This is a genomic window from Sphingomonas soli NBRC 100801 (assembly GCF_001591025.1).
In the GTDB taxonomy this organism is placed as follows: Bacteria; Pseudomonadota; Alphaproteobacteria; order Sphingomonadales; family Sphingomonadaceae; genus Sphingomonas; species Sphingomonas soli.
On the sequence record NZ_BCTZ01000012.1, the window covers coordinates 228,791 to 249,296 of the forward strand.

At 66.1% G+C, this 20,506-nt stretch carries 23 protein-coding genes; 16 read left to right on the plus strand and 7 right to left on the minus strand.

Features of this window, described 5'->3' with window-relative positions:
* Positions 1–58 precede the first annotated feature (58 nt).
* Entirely contained in the window at positions 59–994 is a 936-nt protein-coding gene (locus SSO01S_RS09075; RefSeq protein WP_066798286.1) for a hypothetical protein, read from the plus strand.
* A gap of 48 nt (positions 995–1,042) precedes the next feature.
* Here SSO01S_RS09075 and SSO01S_RS09080 read toward each other — a convergent pair whose 3' ends face one another.
* The 3 genes from SSO01S_RS09080 to ung form a co-directional block, all read right to left on the minus strand.
* Positions 1,043–1,354: an alkylphosphonate utilization protein gene (locus SSO01S_RS09080; protein ID WP_066798287.1), complete on the minus strand. Its 312-nt coding sequence runs from the start codon at positions 1,352–1,354 to the stop codon at positions 1,043–1,045.
* 83 nt (positions 1,355–1,437) lie between these two features.
* Positions 1,438–1,899 carry a pyridoxamine 5'-phosphate oxidase family protein gene (locus SSO01S_RS09085; protein WP_066798288.1) on the minus strand — a complete coding sequence of 154 codons (462 nt, stop codon included), beginning with the start codon at positions 1,897–1,899 and terminating at the stop codon, positions 1,438–1,440.
* A 41-nt stretch (positions 1,900–1,940) separates the two neighbouring features.
* On the minus strand, positions 1,941–2,639 hold the full coding sequence (ung, locus tag SSO01S_RS09090; RefSeq protein WP_066798289.1) for a uracil-DNA glycosylase: 699 nt from the start codon (positions 2,637–2,639) through the stop codon (positions 1,941–1,943).
* Positions 2,640–2,684: 45 nt separating this feature from the next.
* Between ung and SSO01S_RS09095 the strand changes: the two genes are divergently transcribed.
* Both SSO01S_RS09095 and SSO01S_RS09100 read left to right on the plus strand, forming a co-directional pair.
* Positions 2,685–3,056: a tRNA-binding protein gene (locus SSO01S_RS09095; RefSeq protein ID WP_066798291.1), complete on the plus strand. Its 372-nt coding sequence runs from the start codon at positions 2,685–2,687 to the stop codon at positions 3,054–3,056.
* A gap of 74 nt (positions 3,057–3,130) precedes the next feature.
* Positions 3,131–3,655: a carbohydrate binding domain-containing protein gene (locus SSO01S_RS09100; RefSeq protein ID WP_066798293.1), complete on the plus strand. Its 525-nt coding sequence runs from the start codon at positions 3,131–3,133 to the stop codon at positions 3,653–3,655.
* On the opposite strand, the gene ubiG is transcribed toward SSO01S_RS09100, so the two are convergent.
* A complete protein-coding gene (gene ubiG / locus SSO01S_RS09105) occupies positions 3,656–4,387 on the minus strand; it encodes a bifunctional 2-polyprenyl-6-hydroxyphenol methylase/3-demethylubiquinol 3-O-methyltransferase UbiG (protein WP_066798297.1) in 732 nt (243 codons plus the stop codon).
* Positions 4,388–4,445: 58 nt separating this feature from the next.
* Between ubiG and SSO01S_RS09110 the strand changes: the two genes are divergently transcribed.
* The 5 genes from SSO01S_RS09110 (at position 4,446) to SSO01S_RS09130 (ending at position 9,163) form a co-directional block, all read left to right on the plus strand.
* Positions 4,446–5,696, plus strand: coding sequence for an aspartate kinase (locus SSO01S_RS09110; RefSeq protein ID WP_066798299.1), 1,251 nt, complete (start codon positions 4,446–4,448; stop codon positions 5,694–5,696).
* A gap of 33 nt (positions 5,697–5,729) precedes the next feature.
* Positions 5,730–6,665, plus strand: coding sequence for an oxygen-dependent tRNA uridine(34) hydroxylase TrhO (trhO, locus tag SSO01S_RS09115; protein WP_066798301.1), 936 nt, complete (start codon positions 5,730–5,732; stop codon positions 6,663–6,665).
* 120 nt (positions 6,666–6,785) lie between these two features.
* Complete coding sequence (locus SSO01S_RS09120) at positions 6,786–7,505, plus strand: hypothetical protein (protein WP_245646681.1); 720 nt, start codon at positions 6,786–6,788, stop codon at positions 7,503–7,505.
* Positions 7,502–8,125, plus strand: a complete 624-nt coding sequence (locus tag SSO01S_RS09125; protein WP_066798310.1) for a glutathione S-transferase N-terminal domain-containing protein — start codon at positions 7,502–7,504, stop codon at positions 8,123–8,125. The genes SSO01S_RS09120 and SSO01S_RS09125 overlap by 4 nt, the downstream gene beginning before the upstream one ends.
* Before the next feature lie 9 nt (positions 8,126–8,134).
* The gene (locus SSO01S_RS09130) at positions 8,135–9,163 is read left to right on the plus strand and encodes an NAD(P)H-dependent flavin oxidoreductase (protein WP_066798312.1); all 1,029 of its coding nucleotides are present in this window, start codon (positions 8,135–8,137) and stop codon (positions 9,161–9,163) included.
* Positions 9,164–9,170: 7 nt separating this feature from the next.
* On the opposite strand, the gene SSO01S_RS09135 is transcribed toward SSO01S_RS09130, so the two are convergent.
* A complete protein-coding gene (locus tag SSO01S_RS09135) occupies positions 9,171–10,133 on the minus strand; it encodes a hypothetical protein (protein ID WP_066798314.1) in 963 nt (320 codons plus the stop codon).
* Positions 10,133–10,477, minus strand: coding sequence for a PadR family transcriptional regulator (locus SSO01S_RS09140; protein ID WP_066798316.1), 345 nt, complete (start codon positions 10,475–10,477; stop codon positions 10,133–10,135). Before SSO01S_RS09140 ends, SSO01S_RS09135 begins: the two co-directional genes overlap by 1 nt.
* A gap of 147 nt (positions 10,478–10,624) precedes the next feature.
* Here SSO01S_RS09140 and SSO01S_RS09145 point away from each other — a divergent pair, with 147 nt between their 5' ends.
* From SSO01S_RS09145 to SSO01S_RS09180, 8 genes are all read left to right on the plus strand, one after another.
* Positions 10,625–11,314, plus strand: a complete 690-nt coding sequence (locus SSO01S_RS09145) for a hypothetical protein (protein WP_066798318.1) — start codon at positions 10,625–10,627, stop codon at positions 11,312–11,314.
* A 45-nt stretch (positions 11,315–11,359) separates the two neighbouring features.
* Entirely contained in the window at positions 11,360–13,636 is a 2,277-nt protein-coding gene (gene ptsP, locus SSO01S_RS09150; RefSeq protein ID WP_066798320.1) for a phosphoenolpyruvate--protein phosphotransferase, read from the plus strand.
* Positions 13,637–13,699: 63 nt separating this feature from the next.
* Complete coding sequence (locus tag SSO01S_RS09155) at positions 13,700–14,692, plus strand: helix-turn-helix domain-containing protein (RefSeq protein ID WP_157073698.1); 993 nt, start codon at positions 13,700–13,702, stop codon at positions 14,690–14,692.
* Between the two features lie 73 nt (positions 14,693–14,765).
* Positions 14,766–15,704 (plus strand): tetratricopeptide repeat protein, encoded by a 939-nt coding sequence (locus tag SSO01S_RS09160; RefSeq protein WP_066798322.1) that lies wholly within the window; start codon positions 14,766–14,768, stop codon positions 15,702–15,704.
* Between the two features lie 4 nt (positions 15,705–15,708).
* Complete coding sequence (tilS, locus tag SSO01S_RS09165) at positions 15,709–16,683, plus strand: tRNA lysidine(34) synthetase TilS (protein ID WP_245646684.1); 975 nt, start codon at positions 15,709–15,711, stop codon at positions 16,681–16,683.
* Positions 16,684–16,764: 81 nt separating this feature from the next.
* Positions 16,765–18,732 carry an ATP-dependent zinc metalloprotease FtsH gene (ftsH, locus tag SSO01S_RS09170; RefSeq protein WP_066798326.1) on the plus strand — a complete coding sequence of 656 codons (1,968 nt, stop codon included), beginning with the start codon at positions 16,765–16,767 and terminating at the stop codon, positions 18,730–18,732.
* 57 nt (positions 18,733–18,789) lie between these two features.
* Complete coding sequence (locus SSO01S_RS09175; RefSeq protein ID WP_245646686.1) at positions 18,790–19,161, plus strand: hypothetical protein; 372 nt, start codon at positions 18,790–18,792, stop codon at positions 19,159–19,161.
* The gene (locus SSO01S_RS09180) at positions 19,158–19,361 is read left to right on the plus strand and encodes a hypothetical protein (RefSeq protein ID WP_066798330.1); all 204 of its coding nucleotides are present in this window, start codon (positions 19,158–19,160) and stop codon (positions 19,359–19,361) included. Before SSO01S_RS09175 ends, SSO01S_RS09180 begins: the two co-directional genes overlap by 4 nt.
* Before the next feature lie 84 nt (positions 19,362–19,445).
* Here the strand turns inward: SSO01S_RS09180 and SSO01S_RS09185 are convergent, their stop codons facing one another.
* Positions 19,446–20,495, minus strand: coding sequence for a DUF3667 domain-containing protein (locus tag SSO01S_RS09185; RefSeq protein ID WP_066798332.1), 1,050 nt, complete (start codon positions 20,493–20,495; stop codon positions 19,446–19,448).
* Positions 20,496–20,506 lie beyond the last annotated feature (11 nt).

Consider the following 20,506-nt stretch of genomic DNA (forward strand, 5'->3'; position numbering starts at 1 on the left):
GCGAAATCCATCCACCAATCGCTTCCAATGTAGGATTTCACCTGCTCCAAGCTCGTAGATGAGCAAACGATCCGATCCCGAAACCTTCGCACGCGCCACCAAGGACGCGCCCGAACCCGTCAACCTTGCCGATCTGCAGCAGCCTGCGCCTGCCTCTGCCGGGGCGCTCGCGGTGCGCGCGCCGGGCAGTCCGGGCACCGCGCTCGCCACCACCGATATGGAGGCGGATTCGCCCACGCCCTATATCGACGAGAACGGTTTCGATCCCGCCGATTACAAATGGGTGCCCGTGCGCCGCCGCAAGCGTGACGATGGCTGGACGGAGGAGAAGCAGCGGCGCTTCATCGAAACGCTCGCCGATACCGGCATGGTCGAGGAAGCGGCGCGCACCGTCGGCATGTCGCGCCAGAGCTGCTATCGCCTGCGCCGCACGCCGGGGGCGGAGGCGTTCGCGCGGGCATGGGATGCGGCGGTCCAGCAGGCGGCGCTCCATCTGGTCGATCTCGCCTTTGATCGCGCGATCAACGGGTCGGACGAGCCGATTTTCGATCGCGAGGGGCGTCGCGTCGGGCGGCGGATGAAGACCAATGATCGCCTGCTGATGTTCCTGCTGCGCGCGCATCTGCCCGATCGCTATCGCCACGCGCATCTGGGCACGCGGCATCCGTCCGAGCCGCCCGCGCCGCCCGCCTTGCCGCTGGCAGAGGCGATCGCCACGCTCGAGCCCGCCACCCCGCCCGATCCGCATCTGCTGCTCGCGCCCGAGGAGCTGGATGTCGAGGTGGAGGTCGCCGATATGCTCGATGGCGAGCTGCCGCGCTGGTATCGCGATCCCGGCGACGAGCCGCCCGCGCCCGAGCGGGACGAGGAGGATGAGGAGGAGGATCAGGGCCTTGGCGAAGCCTTCGAACGCGCGCTGGAGGCCGCGAAGCAGCAGGTCGCGGCCACCGCCCGGAAGCTGAAGGAGGCCTCTGAGGGCGACGCCGACGACTAGTGTCTTGGTGTCACTTTAGTGTCACCTTTCGCCATCGCGCGCGTCGGTTCAGCGCTTGCGGACGAACTCGGCGCGCAGCACCAGCCCCTTGATGCCGTCATGCTTGCAGTCGATCTCCTGCGCGTCGCCGGTGAGGCGGATCGATTTGATCAGCGTGCCGCGCTTCAGCGTCTGCCCCGCGCCCTTGACGGTCAGGTCCTTGATCAGCGTCACCTGGTCGCCATCGGCCAGCAGGTTGCCGACCGAGTCGCGGACTTCCACCACGTTCTCCGCGCTCGCCTTGGCGGCGGCATCGGCGGCGCTGATCCATTCGCCGGTTGCTTCGTCATATACGAAACTGTCTTCGTCGTTCGTGCTCATCCGGCCCTTGCCCGTTGCGGTGCGGGCGGCATGCCCGTCACCGGAGCCGCCCTAGCGAGCGGGAGGCGCGGGATCAAATCGGGTCAGCCGGTCGGCGTCGCCACCTCCGCCGCGCCGATCACCAGGTCGCCCTGGTCCTCGCCGTCCCAGTAGTGTGCGCGCTCGCCATGCACCTGGATCAGCACCAGCCCTGGCGTGTCCACGCCCTGCTCGAACCACATGTCGAGATCCTTGGCCCAGTGCGCCTCGAACGCGGCCTTGTCCTGGATGATGCTGGCCGTGCCCTCGATCGATACGAAGACGGGCTTCATCTTGAGCAGCCCGGCCTTGCCCTGAAAGCCCAGCGACACGCTGGGGTTGGCGCGGATGTCGCTGACGAGGCGGGTGTCCTCCAGCGCGAAGAACCAATTGTCGCCGTCATAGTCCACGTCGCGATTGTTGCTCATCGGCCGCGACGCGATCGTGCCGCCGTCGCTGTGGGTGGAGAGCATCGCGAAGTCGATGTCGCGCATCATCGCGGCGATCTCGGCGAGGGTCTTGGCCATGTCCTGCTCCTGTCATGTGTGGAGCGGGTAACGCGGCTGGCCTATTTTGGTTCGGGCAGCGCCCAGTCGATCGGCGCGAGGCCCCGGCTTTCGAGAAAGGCATTGGCCTTCGAGAAATGCCGGCAGCCGAGAAAGCCGCTATGGGCGGAGAGCGGCGAGGGGTGGGGAGCTTTGAGCACCAGGTGCCGCCCGCCCTTGTCGATCGAATCGACGAACGCCGCCTTCTTCTGGGCATGGCTGCCCCAGAGCAGGAAGACCACCGGTTCGGGCTTGGCGTTGACCAGCCGGATGATCGCGTCGGTGAAGCGTTCCCATCCGCGCCCCTGATGGCTCGCCGCCGCGCCCATCCGCACGGTCAGCACCGCGTTGAGCAGCAGCACGCCTTGCTTTGCCCAATGCTCCAGAAAGCCGTGCCGCGCGCGCGGGATGCCCAGATCCGCCTCCATCTCCTTGTAGATATTCTGCAGGCTGGGCGGGGTGCGCACGCCGGGCTGGACCGAGAAGCACAGGCCATGCGCCTGCCCCTCGCCATGATAGGGGTCCTGCCCCAGGATCACGACGCGCACCTGCTCGAGCGGCGTCAGGTCGAGCGCGCGGAACCAGTTGGCAGAGGCCGGGAAGATGCGCTTGCCCGCCGCCTTCTCGGCCACCAGGAACTGCCGCAGCGCCGCCATATAGGGATCGGCGAACTCGTCACGCAGCGGCTCCAGCCAGCTTGGATGCAGTTTCGGTTCGCCCATCCGCGCGGTCTCCCGGAAAGCAGCGTTCTGTGCAAGAGGGCGCCCATGCATATGACCCATGATCCCGCCGCTTTGCCTGCCGATACGATCGGCTTCGATCAGTTCCTCGCCGTCGATATCCGCGTTGGCACCGTGGTGGAGGCGCTGCCTTTTCCCGAGGCGCGCAAGCCCGCCTTTAAGTTGCTGATCGATTTCGGGCCTGCGATCGGCGTCAAGCGCTCCTCCGCGCAGATCACCGAGCATCACGGGCCGGAAGATCTCGTCGGCAGCCAGGTCGCCGCGGTGGTCAATTTCCCGCCGCGCCAGATCGGCCCGTTCATGTCCGAAGTGCTGACGCTCGGCTTTCCGGATGCGGAGGGGAAGGTGGTGCTGATCCGCCCCGCCAAGCCCGTCCCGAACGGTGAAAGGCTGTTCTAGTTTAACGCTAACATTTGCCGTTGAAACATGCCGGACACAGGCATAGCCTCCTCCAAAATTGACGGAGGGGAACCATGATCGCTCGTCTGGCCATCGCTGCCGCCACGTTGATCCTTGCCGGCCTCGCCACCGCGGCGACTGCGCCCGATCCAGTGATGCTCAACAATCCCAATCCGGCGGGCTTCCAGGTTTACGGCGTCCAGCCCCCGCCGCGCACCGTGGTGGACGAGGGCGTCGAGGGCGGCCGCGCGCTGCCGGTAACGGTCTCGGGCAAGGGTGAGGTCTGGGCGACCGGCGTCAACGTGCCGATCACCAAGGCGGTCAAGGCGGGCGACAAGATCACGATCTATTTCTGGGCGAAGCTTCAGGGAGCAACGGGCAGTGCGCGCATCGCCGCCGCCCAGCTCCAGCTGGCCGCCGCCCCCTATACGAAGATCTTCGGCGATGGCGTCACCATCACGCCGCAATGGAAGCTCTATCAGGTCAGCGGCGTCGCCGATGCCGCTTATCCCAAGGGCACGCTCAACGCCGCCTTCCACCTCAACACCGGCAGCCACACCGTGGTGCTGGGCGCGGTGGCGGTGCTCCAGGGCGGCTGATCAGGCGCGGACCGCCGTCACCAGATAGTTGAGCGCCTCGTTCGGCGAGATAACGAAGCCGCGCGCGGGCGAGAAGCTCAGGCCCTGCCGGTCGATCACGCGCATCCCCGCTTCGGCCAGCAACGCTTCCAGCTCCTCGGGGTTGATGAAGCGGCGCCAGTCATGCGTGCCTTTGGGGATCGCGCCCGTGCCTTCGCCGATCGTGATCATGGCCAGCCGCGACAGGGGCGTGCGGTTCGGGGTCGAGAGGATCATCAGCCCGCCCGGGGCCAGCGCATTCGCCAGCCCGCGCACAAAGGCGGCCGGATCGCTCACATGCTCGATCACCTCCATCGACACGACCATATCGAAGCTGCGTCCGGGTAGATCCTCGATTCCACCGTCGACATAGTCGATCGCGAGCCCGCCGGCCGCCGCATGCGCCCGCGCCGCGCCGATATTCTCGGCCGCAGCATCCACGCCCGTCATCGCCGCGCCCAGCCGGGCCAGCGGCTCGGTCAGCAGCCCCGCGCCGCAGCCCACGTCCACCCCCGTCTTGCCGGCGAGCGGGGTGAACGAGGCGCCATCGCCGCCCCAATGCGCATCCACCGCCGCGCGGATATAGCCCAGCCGCGCCGGGTTCAGCCGGTGGAGCATCGCGGATGAGCCCTTTGGGTCCCACCAGTCGGCCGCGAGCTTGCCGAAATGCTCAGCTTCTTTGCGGTCAATAGTTGCTATCATTGCTTTGGCCATGCTCGGCTCCTATCAGCCTGCCGTCCCACTCCCAAGGCCCGGAAGCAAGAACTCCCCAATGGCGCGCATCGTGATGAAGTTCGGCGGTACGTCGATGGCGGGGATCGAGCGCATCCGCAGCGTTGCCCAACGGGTGAAGCGCGAGCATGATGCGGGCAACGAAGTAGCAGTCGTCGTCTCGGCCATGGCGGGCGAGACCGACCGGCTGGTCGGCTTCTGCCGCGAGGCTTCGTCGCTTTACGATCCCAAGGAATATGACGTCGTCGTCTCTGCCGGCGAGCAGATCACCAGCGGGTTGTTGGCGATCGCGCTCCAGGCAATCGGCGTACCGGCGCGTAGCTGGCTCGGCTGGCAGCTACCGATTCGCACATCGGATGGCCACGCGTCGGCGCGCATAGCCGATATCGATACGACGGCCTTGCTCGCCTCGCTGGCGGCGGGGGAAGTCGCGGTAATTCCCGGTTTCCAGGGTCTGGCGGCAGGAGAGCGCGTGACGACGCTGGGTCGCGGCGGATCGGATACCTCGGCGGTGGCGATGGCCGCTGCGATGAAGGCGGATCGCTGTGATATCTACACTGATGTGGACGGCGTCTACACGACCGATCCGCGCATCGTGCCCAGGGCGCGCAAGCTCAAGCGCGTGACCTATGAAGAAATGCTCGAGCTCGCCAGCGTCGGGGCCAAGGTGCTCCAGACCCGCTCGGTGGGGCTCGCTATGAAGGAGAACGTCCGCGTCCAGGTGCTCTCGTCGTTCGTCGATGCCGACGGCGACAGCGAGCCCGGCACCCTGATCGTGGGCGAAGAGGAGATCGACGACATGGAACGCCAGCTCATCACGGGCATCGCGCACGACAAGAACGAGGCCAAGGTGACGCTCACCGCCGTTTCCGATCGTCCTGGTTCGGTAGCCTCGATCTTCACGCCGCTTGCCGACGCCAATATCAATGTCGACATGATCGTGCAGAACATCGCGCATTCGACCGGCTCGACAGATGTGACCTTCACGGTGCCCCAGGCCGAGCTCGCCCGCGCGCTCGATGTGCTGGAAAAGGCGCAGGCGTCGATCGGCTATACCTCGCTGATGCATGACACACGCGTCTCCAAGGTGTCGATCGTCGGTGTCGGGATGCGGAGCCATGCGGGGGTGGCTGCGACGATGTTCAAGACGCTGGGGGATCGGGGCATAAACATCCAGGCGATCGCCACTTCGGAGATCAAAGTCTCGGTTTTGATCGAAGAGGATTATACCGAGCTGGCCGTTCGCGTGCTCCACACCGCTTATGGTCTCGACGCCGAAGACGCGGCCTGACTTTTCGCGCGGCTTCCTGCTAGGGGCGCGGGCGTGACCCAGATTCCGCCCGTTCGCGTCGCCGCGCTGTACCAGTTCACCCGCTTCGAGGATTGCGCGGCGATCCAGAAGGCGCTTGCCGCGATCTGCCGCGCGCAGGGCGTCAAGGGCACGCTGCTCATCGCTCGCGAGGGCATCAACGGCACGATCGCAGGAAGCGATAACGGCATCGGCGCGGTGCTGGAGCATATCCGCACGCTCCCCGGCTGCGCCGAAATCGAGGTCAAGGAATCGCGCGCCGAAACCCTGCCTTTCCACCGGATGAAGGTACGGCTCAAGCGCGAGATCGTGACGATGGGCCAGCCCGATATCGACCCGCTCGACACCGGCCATTACGTCGCGCCCGAGGACTGGAACGCGCTGATCGCCGAGCCCGGCACGATCCTGATCGACACGCGCAACGATTATGAAGTCGCGCTCGGCACCTTCTCCGGCGCGATCGACCCGCACACAAAGAGCTTCGGCGAATTTCCGGATTGGTTCGAAGCGCATCGCGAGGAACTTGCCGCCGCACCCAAGGTGGCGATGTTCTGCACCGGCGGCATACGCTGCGAGAAATCCACGGCTTTCCTGAAAGCCCAGGGCATCGATCAGGTCTATCACCTGAAGGGCGGCATCCTCGCCTATCTCGAGCATATTCCCGAAGAGCAGAGCAGCTGGGAAGGCGAGTGCTTCGTCTTTGACGAGCGCGTAACGGTCGCCCATGGCCTCGTGCCCGGGGGGTATGCGCTGTGCCGCGCATGCCGGATGCCGGTGAGCGAAGGGGACAAGGCCTCGCCGCTCTATGAGCCCGGCGTCTCGTGCCCCGCCTGCTACGCGAGCCGCACCGACGAACAGCGCGCCCGCTATGCCGAGCGCCAGCGCCAGGAGCAGCTCGCCGCCGCGCGGGGCGAAGCGCATGTCGGCGCGGTGTTTCGCGACGCTGACTGACGCAAGCCGCCATTTTCCAGTCGCCTTCCCGCCGCATCCATTGTGTTGGGTCGGCGGGTGACGTGGCGGCTTCCCCCCTTGCGACTGGATTCGGGGCCGTTCCGCCGCCGCGGCGCGGCGTTGCTGCTCACGCTCCTGCTCGAAGCGCTGTTGATCCTCCTGCTCCTGTCCATGATCCCGCCCGTGCCCGGCAACAAGAAGCCTGGCACCACCACGGTATTCTCGGTCGCGGCGGAGGGGGAGGACGAGGCCGATTCAGCCAAATCCGAGACGGCCGAGAGCAAGGCGCGGTCCAAACCCGCCACCGCCACGGTCCGGCCCGCCGTGCCGCCGCCCGAAATCCCGCCACCCCCCGTGCCGCCCACGCCGCGCGGCCCGCTGCCGTTCATCGTGATGACCCGTGACGAGTATCGCGCCGCGCAGATCAGCAACCTGCCCCAGCGCCCCTCGGATCCCGGCGCGGCGGCTGCGCCATCGGGCACGGCGGGCGCTTCGGGCGAGATGGCGGGCGACACGCCGCTCGCGGGTGGAAAGGGGCCGGGCGGCGAGCCGCTTTATGCAGCCGAATGGTATCGCAGGCCGCGCCAGTCTGAACTGGCATCCTATCTTCCGCAGCGATGGGCGCGCGAAGGCACGGGCCTAATCGCCTGCCGGACCGCACCGCGCTACCGCGTCGAGGATTGCAGGATCCTGGGTGAGAGTCCGCCTGGATCGGGCTATGGCTATGCCGTGCTTCAGGCGTCGTTCCAGTTCCTCGTCAGGCCGCCGCGCGTTGGCGGCAAGGAGATGGTGGGCGCCTGGGTCTCGATCCGTATCGACTATACGGTGATCGTCAAATGACGATCCTCTACAGCTTCCGCCGCTGCCCCTACGCGATCCGCGCCCGAATGGCGCTGCTGGTCAGCGGCGTGGCGTATGAGCATCGCGAGGTAAGGCTCCGCGACAAGCCGCCGGAAATGCTTGCGGCCTCGCCCAAGGGAACGGTGCCGGTGCTTGTGCTGTCAGACGGTCAGGTGATCGACGAAAGCCTGGATATCATGCGCTGGGCGCTTGACCGGAACGATCCCGAGCATTGGCTGGCGGGCGATGATACGGGTCTGATCGCCGCCAATGACGGCGCATTCAAGCATCACCTCGACCGGTACAAATATCCCGATCGCCACGCCTCCGATCCGCTGGAGCACCGCGCGGCGGCGCTAGCGCTTCTGGCTCCGCTGGAAGCCCGGCTAGCCGCCGCGCCATGGCTTTGTGGTGACACCCGGACACTCACCGACGCCGCGATCACGCCCTTTGTCCGTCAGTTCGCGGCTGTTGATCGGGAATGGTTCGACGCGCAGCCCTTGCCCGCGCTTCAGCGCTGGCTGGCGTTGCAGCTCGCTTCGCCGCTCTTTGCCGAGGTGATGCGCGTGCACGAACAATGGCGCGCGAGCCCCTTGCCCGACGCCCCTGCCCGCGAGTAGGCGAGGCGCATGAGCAATGAAAGCATCGGCGCCGAGCGCCTGCAACGCCGCATGGCGCGGGGCGCGGAATTCCTGGGCAGCGAAGTCGCTATCCTGTGCGGTGCGATGTCCTGGGTCAGCGAGCGGAATCTCGTCTCGGCGATGTCCAACGCGGGCGGCTTCGGCCTGATCGCCTGTGGCGCGATGAGCTCCGAGCTGCTCGATGCCGAGATTGCCGCGACCAAGGCGCTGACCGACAAGCCGTTTGGCGTGAACCTTATCACGATGCACCCGCAGCTTATGGATCTGATCCAGGTTTGTGCGAAGCATCAGGTCAGCCATGTCGTGCTCGCCGGGGGCCTGCCGCCCAAGGGCTCGGTCGAGGCGATCAAGGAAACCGGCGCCAAGGTAATCTGCTTCGCGCCCGCGCTCAGCCTTGCCAAGAAGCTCATCCGTTCGGGCGTCGATGCGCTGGTGGTCGAGGGGATGGAGGCTGGCGGCCATATCGGCCCCGTCTCGACCAGCGTGCTGGCGCAGGAAATTCTCCCCGAGCTCGCCGAGCAGGTCCCGGTCTTCGTCGCGGGTGGCATTGGCCGGGGCGAAGCGATCGCGGGCTATCTCGATCAGGGCGCGGCGGGCGTCCAGCTCGGCACGCGCTTCGTTTGCGCGACCGAGAGCATCGCCCATCCCAATTTCAAGCGCGCTTTCCTTCGCGCCTCGGCGCGGGACGCCGTCGCCAGCGTTCAGATCGATCCGCGCCTGCCCGTCATTCCGGTCCGCGCGCTCAAGAACGCGTCGTCGGAGCTGTTCACCGCCAAGCAGCGCGAAGTTGCCCAGTTGCTCGACGAGGGCAAGGTCGAGATGCTGGAGGCCCAGCTCCAGATCGAACATTATTGGGCAGGCGCGCTCCGCCGTGCCGTGATCGAAGGCGATGTCGACAATGGCTCGCTGATGGCGGGTCAGTCGGTGGGCATGGTGACGAAGGAAGAGCCGGTCGCCGAGATCATTGCCACGCTGATGGCCGAGGCCGCCCATGCTCTGGAGAAGCGGGCGGCCTGACCTGCCTTCAATTGCGGCGCTCGCGATAGATCTGCCACAGCTCCACGCCGCACTGGAGGATCGTGATCGCGCCGATCGCGGGAATGCCGATCTGCATTGCGATATCGAGCCCCTCCTGAATATGCGCGAGTTGTTCTGCATCCGCGTTGACGGGAATGACCGTCGCCAATTGCCCGGAGCGGTACAGGATCGCGCAGATTGCGGCGGTGCCGGCTGCGCAAGCGACACACAGCAAAGCCCGCAGCGGTTTCCAGGCGGGTACCAATAAAGATGCCGCATCGCGCGCGATCCCTGCCGCGATCAGCGCGGCTACCGGCCAGTACAGCGCGGTCCAGATCGGCGCGGCCTGTATCAGCACGTCCGATTCGCGCGGCATCCAGTTGATATGGAAGGCACCCATCCACCAGCCAAGAAAGGCGATGCCCAGAATAACTCCCGCGATCGGCTCGCCGATCTTGCGCGGCCGGGCCTCGATGCGTGGGAGGCTGGGGAGGGATTCGGGCTTCCACGTGCGCAGGTAATCGGAAAGCCAGCCCGTTCGCTCCATCACCGCAAACGCCAGAGTGACGAGTGCGGCGCTAAGCAGCAGCGAGGTTGCAGCCCCGCTGCTCGCCTGGGAGATCGTCTGCGCCAATGGCGCGGCGCTGGCGATCACACGCCCTCCAAACCGGAACGCTTCGATCACCAGAACGATGGCCAGCACGATGCGGAGCGCCAACCAGTAAAAGGGAAACAGCTGTGCGCCGATCAGCGCGCGCTGATCGTGATAGCCGCCCGCTACGGTGATCGGGTGGCCGAATTCTTTGAGAAGCACGCTGATTTCGCGTTGGTCCAGCGAACGGCCCAGCGCTTCTTCGCGATCCTCGATCCGGCTTTCGATCACTTCGCGCAGTTCGGCGAGAATGTCGTCGGTTTTGCCAGCGGGCAGGTTCCACCGCACCGCGCCAAGATAGCGTTCGATCAGGTCCATTATTCGTCCCCTTTTGTGTCGAGGCGAAGGATCGATTCGGAGATCGCATTCCATTCGCCGAGCAATTGCGCGAGCACAGACTCCCCGTCGGCGCTGAGACGGTAGAACCGCTTGTTGCGCTTGGCGTCTTCGCGCCATTCGCTGGTCAGAAGTCCCTGGGTCTCCAGGCGACGCAGCAACGGATAGAGTGCGCTTTCCTCGATCGGCAGCCCCGCCGCCTCAAGGCTCTGGCGCAGCGTGTAGCCGTAGCGCTCCTCGCGAAGCGCCACGAGCACGGCCAGCACCAGCGAACCGCGCCGCAACTCCACACGCATCTTTTCAAACAGGTCGCCTTCGACTGGCATTTGCTGTGTCTCACATCGTGTACAACATACACTGTATGCCATACAGTATGTGGCGGCGCAACCCTTGGTTTCTGCGATGCGGTTAACGCGATCTTCAGCCTGTGGCGTCACGGGTTGATGACGCCGGGGGGCGATAAGGATTGAACGATGCGCGCCCCGCTTTTCCACGCCTTGCTGCTGGTCCTGATGGCTACGGGCTGCTCGCGCGGCACGCAGCGCGCCGAGGTCGCAGCGTCGGTGGCGCAGAGGCCGGTTGCAAGGCCGATGCCGGTCCCGCCCGCGAGCGCGGCCCCCAATCTCCTATTGCCTGCCCGGCTTCCGGATGGCGACTATGCCACTCCCAATCGCAATCTATCCGAGGCCGCGACGATCTGGCACGTCCGCTCGGCGTTCAACGTGGCGGTTCTGACCTGCACAAGCGAGCCAGGGCTTGCCCCGGACTATAACCAGCTTCTCCGCCTCCACCGCGAGCCGCTGAAGCGCGCGCATGCCAGCCTTGCCGCGGAACAGAGCGGCGGTTTCGATGCGACGATGACGCGGGTTTATAATTATTTTTCGCAACCACCCGTGCAGCGCGATTTCTGCCCGGCCGCAAAGGGTCTGCTCGCCGAAGCTTTGGCGACGCCGCCCGCTGCCTTTCCCGCCTTTGCGCGCGAGGCATTGCTCCGGCTCGATGCGCCGTTCATCGCATTCTATCGTGCGTACGATGCCTATCGCGCCGATCTGGCGCTCTGGCGCGCCGGCGGCGCATCGCCCCGGATCGCTTATGATTCGCATGGATTTCTGAGCGAGACGGCGCTCGCGGGCGGCGGCCCCGCGCAAATCGCGATTCGCTGAACCGCAGCGTTGGAAAGCCCGCGCGCAATCTGTTAGCGCTCACCCATGGCCCAAGCCGCAGCAGCCTCCGCTCGTGAAATCCTGACCCGCCTTCACGAAGTGATGGCCAGGCGCCTGCCAGCGCAATCGAAGCTCAATTCGGTGGTCCAGACGATCGGAGAGGTCCTCAACAGCGAGGTCTGCTCTATCTATCTCCTGCGCGAGGGGGTGCTCGAGCTATATGCGACGCGCGGCCTTTCGCAGGATGCGGTGCATGTGACCAAGCTTGCGCTCGGCGAGGGTCTGGTCGGCACGATCGCGGCCAATGTCGAAACGCTCAACCTCGATGAAGCGGAGATGCACCCGGCCTTCGCATACCGGCCGGAAACGGGCGAGGAGGCGTTCCACAGCTTTGCCGGCGTGCCGATCATCCGGCGCGAGCGCGCGGTGGGGGTACTCGCAGTCCAGCATTCGGACCCGCGCCGTTACGCAGAGGTCGAGATCGAAGCGCTGCAGACCGTGGCGATGGTGCTTTCGGAACTGATCGCAAACGCCGATCTGGTCGATTCCACCGGCGCCGCATCGAGCCGGCCGCAACCGACCAGCGCGAGCCATGCGCGAGGCTTCAAGCTCGTCGAAGGCATGGCGGCGGGCGTCGCGGTGTTCCATCAGCCGCGCATCACCATCGAGCATACGGTCGCCGAGGATACCGAGGCGGAACGGCACCGCGTCTATGCCGCGTTTGACAAGATGCGCGAGCAGATCGACCGGATGGCGAGCCAGGCCGAGTTCGGCGTCGGCGGCGAGCATGACGAGATTCTCGCGACCTACCGGATGTTCGCCTATGACGAAGGCTGGTCGCGCCGGATCAACGAGGCGATCGACAGCGGCCTTACTGCGGAGGCCGCGATCGAGCGCGTGCAGCAGCGTACCCGGCAGCGCATGCGCGAGATCGACGATCCATTGCTGCGCGACCGGATGCACGATCTGGAGGATCTGGCGAACCGGCTGCTCCGTATCGTCTCGGGCCAGCTGGGCACCGCCGCGCAGATGGGGTTGCGCCAGGATTCGATCCTGATCGCGCGCAACATGGGGCCCGCCGAGCTGCTCGAATATGACCGCCGCCGGCTGAAGGGCGTGATCCTGGAAGAGGGCTCGCTCACCGCGCACGTCACCATCGTCGCCCGGGCGATGGGGGTGCCCGTGCTCGGCCGCGTGCGCGACGTGCGGCGGCTGATCGCCGAGGGCGACATGCTCTTGCTGGATACGGCGGAGGAGAGCCTCTTCATCCGCCCCACACCGGCGACCGAGGAGGCCTTTTCGGCCAAGCTCGCGCTCAGCCAGAAGCGCCGGGCCTCGTTCGCCCGGCTGAAGGGCGAAGCGCCGGTCACAGTGGACGGGCACCGCGTCACGGTGATGGTCAATGCAGGGCTGCGCGATGATCTCGCCGCGCTCGATCTCACCGGGGCGGACGGTATCGGCCTGTTCCGCACCGAATTCCAGTTCCTCGTCTCGGCCACGCTTCCCCAGCGCGAAGCGCAGCGCCGCCTCTACAAGGATGTTCTCGATGCCGCCGGCGATCGCCCGGTAACGTTCCGGACGGTCGATATCGGCGGCGACAAGGCGTTGCCCTATCTCAATCATGACGAGGATGGCGACGAAGAGAACCCCGCAATGGGCTGGCGCGCGTTGCGCCTCGCATTGGACCGTGATGGCCTGATGAAGGCGCAGGCGCGTGCGCTGATCGAAGCGGGTGCGGGCAAGACGCTCAACATCATGTTCCCGATGGTTTCCGAGCCCTGGGAATTCGATGAAGCGCGCGCGCTGTTCGAGGCCCAGCGCGCCTGGCTCGTGGCCCGCGGCAAGAAGGTGCCCGTCGATATCCGCTACGGCGCGATGCTCGAAGTGCCGGCGCTCGCCGAAGTGCTCGATATCCTGTTGCCCAAGCTGGATTTCCTCTCGATCGGCACCAACGATCTCACACAGTTCCTGTTCGCCGCGGATCGCGCCCACCCGCGACTGGCGCTGCGCTATGACTGGCTCAGTCCGTCGATCTTGCGCTTTCTCAAGCGGGTCGCCGATGCGTGCCATGCAGCCGAGGTCCCTGTCGGTGTGTGCGGAGAAATGGGCGGGCGTCCGCTTGAGGCGATGGCCCTGATCGGGCTCGGGATCGATCGGCTTTCGATCACGCCCGCTGCCGTGGGACCGATCAAGGCGATGGTCCGCTCGCTCCAGCGCGACGCTTTGGTCGAGACGGTGGAGGCGCTGTTGAAGGACGGCAATGTCCCGATCCGCGAAGCGCTTACCGCCTGGGCTTCGGAACATTCGGTTGAACTGAGCTGATCCGGGGCCGGATTCGCATTTGCGAGCGTTGACAGCGACCTGCGCCTGAGGGACACCCCCGCTGTGGCGGCCAAACGGGCGTACCCGCTGCTGGAGAGCGTGATGGAAGGCGAGACTGCGGAAGACCCTACGCTGTTTCCCGCGACCGTCGGCGAAAAGCTTCGTGGCGCGCGCGAAGCGCTGGGCCTTGAGCTCGCGGAAGTCGCCGCGCGCACCCGGATTCCGCAGCGCCATCTCGAAGCGATCGAAAAGTCGAATTACGATGGCCTGCCGTCGGTCACCTATGCGGTGGGCTTCGCCAAATCCTATGCGCGCGCAGTCGGTGTCGACGAAGTCGAGCTTGCCCGCGCGCTGCGCACCGAACTCGGGCGCAATCCGGAACGGCTTCAGTCCGTACCATCCTATGAGATGGAGGACCTGACCCGCGTGCCGCCGCGCGGACTTGCATGGGCAGGGATAGCGGTCGCTCTGCTTGCGCTGATCGGGGTCACGCTCTGGTACGGTACCGGCCTGTTCCGCGGCAGCGCGCCACCGCCCGAAACGCTGCTCATCCCGGAAAGCAACTCGTCCGAACCGGATAACAGCATAGCTGCGGCACCGGTCGCCGGAGGCCAGGTCACGCTGGTCGCGCTTAATACCGTATGGCTGCGGGTAACCGACGCGAACGGCCAGAAATTGTTCGAGAAGGAAATGGCTGCCGGCGAGCGGTACGACGTGCCTGCCGATGCGCAGGATCCCCGCGTCCGCACGCCGCGCCCGGACCGCCTCCAAGTGCTGATAAACGGTTCGCAAGTGCCGCCCTTGTCGCAGAAGGCGGAGTTGGTCGAAACCGGCATCAGCGCGGCTTCGCTCCAGGCGCGCGGTCAGCCGGTGGCCGCCGCTTCTCCGGCGCCCGCGCCAACGCCTTCGGGAAGCCCGGCACCATCGCTCAGGCTCTCGCCAAATGCTACGCCGACGGCATCGCCGACGCGCGCGCCGGTTTTGCCGTCTCCCACCCCGGCGCCGGTGCGTCCGGCCGCACAGCCTGCGACGGGTAACACCAGCGCTGCGCCGTAAGGACTGGCGGGAGCGGCGGGATGGCCGCTATATGCGCTATTTTCCGTGAACCTGCACCGGGGGGTGTGAACCTATGCGTATCTTGATCTCTGCGGCGCTGATGACCTCCGCTTTTGGTTTGACCGGGACCGCGCTGGCGCAGGATGCTGCGATCACCGGCCGTGTGGACCGGCTTGAGCGTGAGATGCGGGCCGTGCAGCGCAAGGTGTTTCCGGGCGGCGCGGGCCAGACCGTCGAGCCGCAGATCGTGCCCGAATCGAACGTCACCTTGCCCGGCACGCCGTCGGGCAGTGCGCTGGTCGATCTGAGCGCCCGCGTCACTGCGCTGGAGAGCCAGTCTGCATCGCTCACCGGCCAGATCGAGCAGGGCCAGTATCGCCTGCGCCAGCTTGAGGAGGCTTTCGCTGCCTATAAGCGCTCGACCGATGCGCGGATCAAGGCGCTGGAGGACACTGCATCCTCGATCGCTGAACGCGATCCGATCGTGCCGGCGGGTGACGTTGTGATCGCTCCTCCCGCCAAGCCGGCGGCCAAACCGGTCGCTGAAACCCCCGTGAGCCCCGCAGTTGCCGGAACCCGCGCGCAGCAGGTCGCCGCGATCGCAAAGCCCGAGAGCGGGGATCCGGCCGAGGACGGCTACACCTATGGGTTCCGGCTGTGGCAGGCAAAGCTCTATCCGGAGGCGCGCCGCGAACTAGAGGCAGTGGCGACCAAATATCCCAAGCACCGCCGCGCCAGCTATGCCCAAAACCTGCTGGGCCGCGCCTATCTGGATGCCAATGCACCCAGCCTCGCCGCCGTCGCATTCTATCAGAATTACAAGAATAACCCGAATGGGGAGCGGGCGCCGGACAGCCTTTATTATTTGGCGCAGGCGCTGGTGAAATTGAAAAAACCGGCCGCCGAAGTTTGCAAGGTCTATGGCGAGCTCACCCAGCTTTACGGTGACAAATTGTCGGCGGAGATGACAGCCGGGGTTGCCAAGGGGCGCGCCGAACAGAAGTGCAAGTGATCCGGTGACGCTCGATCCGCAAAGGGTCGAGCGCTTCGGGGATGACGCGGTGGCGCTGCTCGGCGCGGAGCCATCGGCGCAGCATCCGCTCGCGCTGGCCGTATCGGGCGGCCCGGACAGCATGGCGATGCTCGCACTGGCGCACGCCGCCTTTCCCGGCGCGATCATCGCCGCGACGGTCGATCACCGCCTTCGCCCGGCAGCGGCGGACGAAGCCGCGATGGTCGCCGCGCATTGCGCCCGGCTGGAGGTGCCGCACGCGATCCTGTGCCCGCCAAACCCGGTCGCAGGATCGAGCATCCAGGCCCGCGCCCGCGAAGCCCGCTACGCCCTGCTCCTGCAATGGGCGCTGGACGCAGGCGCAACGGCGCTGCTCACCGCGCACCATATCGAGGACCAGGCCGAAACCTTCCTGATGCGCGCCGCGCGCAGCTCGGGCGTCGCGGGGCTCGCCGGAATCCGCCGGAGCCGGGCAATGAAGATGCCGGATGGCCGCAGCCTGCGGCTGATCCGCCCTTTGCTCGAATGGCGGCGTGCCGAGCTGCGCGCCATCGCGGAACAAGGCCCCTTTGCCGAAGACCCGACCAACCGGGATCCCGCACATGACCGCACCCGTTTCCGCCAGCTCCTAGACGAAAGTCCTGAGCTCGACCCCGTCCAGATCGCCGCAACCGCCACCTACGCCGCGGAAGCCCAGCAGGCGCTGGAAGACGTCACGGACCTGCTCTGGAACAACCGGGCCATGCTGAGCGAGGGATGCGTCGAGATCGAGCTTGGCGACCTGAACCGCGAGCTTCGCCGTCGCCTCGCGCGGCGCGCCGTGGGGCATGTGCTGGCACGCCCGTTCGACGGCGCGGCGATCGAGCCGCTGCTCGATGCGCTGGAGGCGGGCAGGGGGGCGACCCAGGCAGGCGTGATGGTGTCGATGAAGGGCGCCGCAGCGCGATTTCGCCCGGCTCCACCCCGTCGATCACACTGATCGACCCAAAGTCGCGCCCGTTCCATTGCCATTAACCTGCGCGCGCCTATCTTAGGGTGACCATTAAGGTACCAGGATTCGATGAGCGACAACGACAAGCAGCAGGGCGGTGACAATCAGGGGGGCAGCCCCTGGATGAAGAGCCTGTTGATCTGGGTGGGTATTCTCGCAGCGCTCGCGCTGTTCGTATCCCTGTTCCCGCAGCCCGAAGGGCAGAAGACGGGCAACACGATCCCCTATTCGACCTTCCTGGACAAGGTGGAGGGCGGCGAGGTTCGCGACGTAAGCCTGTCGGCGGCGAATGGCGCGGTCACGGGCACCTTCACCACGGGCGACACCAAGTTCCGCACGACCAATCCCGGCGACGCGCAGCTCGTCGAGCGCCTCCGCGCCAAGGGCGTGGTGATCAACGCGCGCCCCGAAGAGCAGCCGTCGATCTGGCTCTACATGCTGTATAACTCGCTGCCCGTCCTGCTCTTCCTGGGCATCGCTTTCTTCGTGCTGCGCCAGATGCAGAAGAATTCCGGCTCGGGCGCGATGGGCTTTGGCAAGTCGCGCGCCAAGCTACTGACGCAGCGCGAAGGCAAGGTGACCTTCGACGACGTCGCGGGCATCGACGAAGCCCGCGAGGAGCTGCAGGAGATCGTCGAGTTCCTGAAGGACCCTACCAAGTTTGCGCGCCTTGGCGGCAAGATTCCGAAGGGTGCATTGCTCGTCGGCGCGCCGGGCACCGGCAAGACCCTGCTCGCCCGCGCGATCGCCGGCGAAGCGGGCGTGCCCTTCTTCTCGATCTCCGGCTCGGACTTTGTCGAGATGTTCGTCGGCGTCGGCGCGAGCCGCGTGCGCGACATGTTTGAACAGGCCAAGAAATCGGCCCCGTGCATCGTCTTCATCGACGAAATCGACGCGGTCGGCCGCGCGCGCGGCGCTGGCCTCGGCAACCAGAATGACGAGCGCGAGCAGACGCTGAACCAGCTCCTCGTCGAGATGGACGGCTTCGACGCGAACGAAGGCATCATCATCGTGGCGGCGACCAACCGCCCCGACGTGCTCGATCCCGCATTGCTGCGTCCGGGCCGCTTCGACCGCCAGGTCCAGGTGCCGCGCCCCGATATCGAGGGCCGCGTGAAGATCCTGCAGGTCCATATGAAGAAGGTGCCGCTGGCGCCCGACGTCGATCCGCGCGTCATCGCGCGCGGCACGCCGGGCTTCTCGGGCGCGGATCTCGCCAATCTGGTCAACGAGGCGGCATTGCTGGCCGCACGGCGCGGCAAAAGGCTGGTGGCGGCGCAGGAATTCGATGACGCGCGCGACAAGGTGCTGATGGGCGCCGAGCGCCGCTCGATGGTGATGACCGAGGACGAAAAGCGGATGACGGCCTATCACGAGGCCGGGCATGCCCTGGTCTTCGCGCACGAGCCGACCGCCGATCCGATCCACAAGGCGACGATCATCCCGCGCGGCTTTGCGCTGGGCATGGTCCAGCCGCTGCCGGAGCGCGACAGCTATTCGTACCATCGCGACAAGATGCATGCCGATATCGCCGTGGCGTTTGGCGGCCGCGTCGCCGAGGAGCTGATCTTCGGCTATGACAAGGTCAGCTCGGGCGCATCGAACGACATCATGCAGGCGACGCGCCTGGCGCGTGCGATGGTTACCAAATGGGGCCTTTCGGACGAGCTCGGCCCGCTCGATTTCTCCGAAAGCGAAGACAGCTTCACCGGCTATTCGGTGGCGCGTTCCAAGCCGATGTCGGACGAAACCGCCCGGCTGATCGACAGCGAGGTCAAGCGCTTCGTCGAGCAGGGGCTGGCGCGTGCGCGGCAGATCCTGACCGATCATATCGATCAGCTCCACACGATCGCGCTGGCGCTGCTCGAATATGAGACGCTGACCGGCGAGGATATCAAGCGGCTGATCGCGGGCGACGACATCCACCGCGAGGATCCCGGCGCGAAAGCGCCGACGGTCGCGGTCGCGGGAACGTCGATTCCCAAAATCCGCAGGCCCAAGGGGCCCTTCGGCAATCCGACGCCGCAAGGCGCCTGAGTTCAGCCACAAGTGTTTCGTAAAACCCTCCCGGGAGCGATCCTGGGAGGGTTTTTCGTGCGCAAGCTACTGATTCCGGCGGCAATGGGCCTCAGCCTCGTCGCAACGTCCGCCAGCGCGATGACCGTCGCCGAGTTTCTCGCCAAGGCGAAGGCGCTCCAGGCCAGGGGCATGCTTGCGGCCTTCTCGTCCGACGTGACCCTGCTCAAGAACGAGATGGCGGGGATCGCCACGGCCTATCGCGCGGAGCTGGAGGGCGCGCGCGCCGTCGGCCGCACGCCGCATAGCTGCCCGCCGCCCAAGGGGCAGACAAGGCTCCAGCCCGCCGAGTTCATCGCCGAGCTGGAGAAGATCCCGCCCCCGCGCCGCGGCATGAGCATGAAGGCTGCGTTCTACGGCATCATGGCGCGGCGCTATCCGTGCCGATGAGCAGATTTGGCTGGGCGATGGGCCTGTTGCTGCTCGGCGCGGCGGCCCCGGTTCAGGCGATGCCAGTCCGCGAATTCCTCCAGCGCTGGGAGCGGCTCGCCGCGCTTGGCGATATGGTCAAGCTCGATCCTCCTATCTCGCCGCATTGCCGCCCGCCGAGCAGGAGAGCGAGCTCAAGCCCGCAATCTACGCCTATATGATCAAGACCTATCCCTGCTGAAAAGCGTCCCTGACCGAGGGCGATTCCGGAGGGAAAGGGGGACATTGGGCCGGATGGACCGGGCCTAGCTCATGCCCAGCGCGAGCAGGATGATGAGGAACAACAGGATCACGATCAGGATGAAGAAGCTCAGGATCACCGAGCGCACGATCGCCGGGAACCAGCGCAGCGCATAGGCCTGTTTCAACTGGCGGGTGAGGTGGACGAAGGGCACCACCAGCACTGCGAATATGATCAGCCCCTCGCTTGCCCCGATCTCGCCCAGCACCGTGACGGCGATCAGCAGCAGCGACATGAAGGCGATCGAATAGGTGACGAACACCGTGTGATCGTAGAGGTGGAATTCGCGCCGCCACGCGAAGAGCAGCCACATGAAGGGCAGCGACAGCGGGATGAGCAACCAGGAGAATTTATAGCTGCTGGCCTGCAGCTTGTAGAGCATCAGCGACGGGTTCTTCTTCCATTTCTCGATGCCGTGATCGAGCATCGCCCAGCCGCTGAGACTGGTCGATACCCGGTAAGTGCCATTCTCACTGGCCTTTCCGACCGCTGCCAGGCCGGCGATTTCCTCGTCCAGCTCGGCGATGCGCTGCGCGTCGCGCGCGCGCTTGGGGTCATCGGCCGCGCGCGCGTCCCGCGCCTTGATCAGCTCGGCGCGATCGTCGGCCAGCCCCTTGCGCACCAGCTCGATCTGCTCGGACGCGTTGCCGGTCTTGAGATCGGCCGGCGCGGAAATTCCGGCCCAGGAGAAGACTGCGAACATCGCGAAGATCGAGAAGAGGAACAATGCCATCGGCGAGACGAATCGCGCGCGTTCCCCCTCGACATAGCGCCGCGTCAGCTCGCCCGGCCACCATGCGAGCAGCGGCAGCGTGCGCCAGAGCTTGCCCTCGAAATGCGCGACGCCGTGCAATATTTCATGCCCGATCGCGCCCAGAGAGCGATGGACATGCCCGCTCTGCCCGCAGCGATGGCAATGCGCGCCGATCAGCGCCGTTCCGCAATTCAGGCACAGATGCCCGGCGTCATGCCCTTCGCCCCGGTTCGGTTCCACCGCGCGGCCCAGCAATGCGCCGGTCGCCAATTCCCCTGCCGCTTCGATTTCCCCGACCATCAAGCGGGCCT